Origin of the sequence: Bacillus cereus group sp. BfR-BA-01382, from assembly GCF_022663475.1 — a bacterium.
Classification (GTDB): domain Bacteria; phylum Bacillota; class Bacilli; order Bacillales; family Bacillaceae_G; genus Bacillus_A; species Bacillus_A thuringiensis_S.
In genome coordinates this window covers 1-309 of sequence record NZ_JAKUFQ010000337.1, presented here as the reverse complement: position 1 = coordinate 309, position 309 = coordinate 1, and the positions used below count along the sequence as shown (strand labels likewise).

Genomic DNA, 309 nt, shown 5'->3' with positions numbered 1-309 from the left:
TCATGGACATCACCATCATCAAGGCCAACATGGTCATCATGGACACCATCATCACCAAGGTCACCACGGTCATCATGGACATCATCATCACCAAGGTCACCACGGTCATCATGGACACCATCATGACCAAGGTCACCACGGTCATCAACAACAAGTACATCACCACGGTCACCACCACATTCATCCGCAAGCTGTTCTTTATCAAACTCACCAAGGCCATCAAGGCCATCAAGGCCACCAAGGCCATCAAGGCCATCAAGGCCATCAAGGCCATCAAGGCCATCAAGGCCATCAAGGCCATCAAGGCCA

1 pseudogene is annotated in these 309 nt (G+C 51.5%); it reads left to right on the top strand.

The features are described from left to right. Window positions 1-309: pseudogene (locus MR160_RS34240) on the top strand (hypothetical protein); the annotation flags it as partial.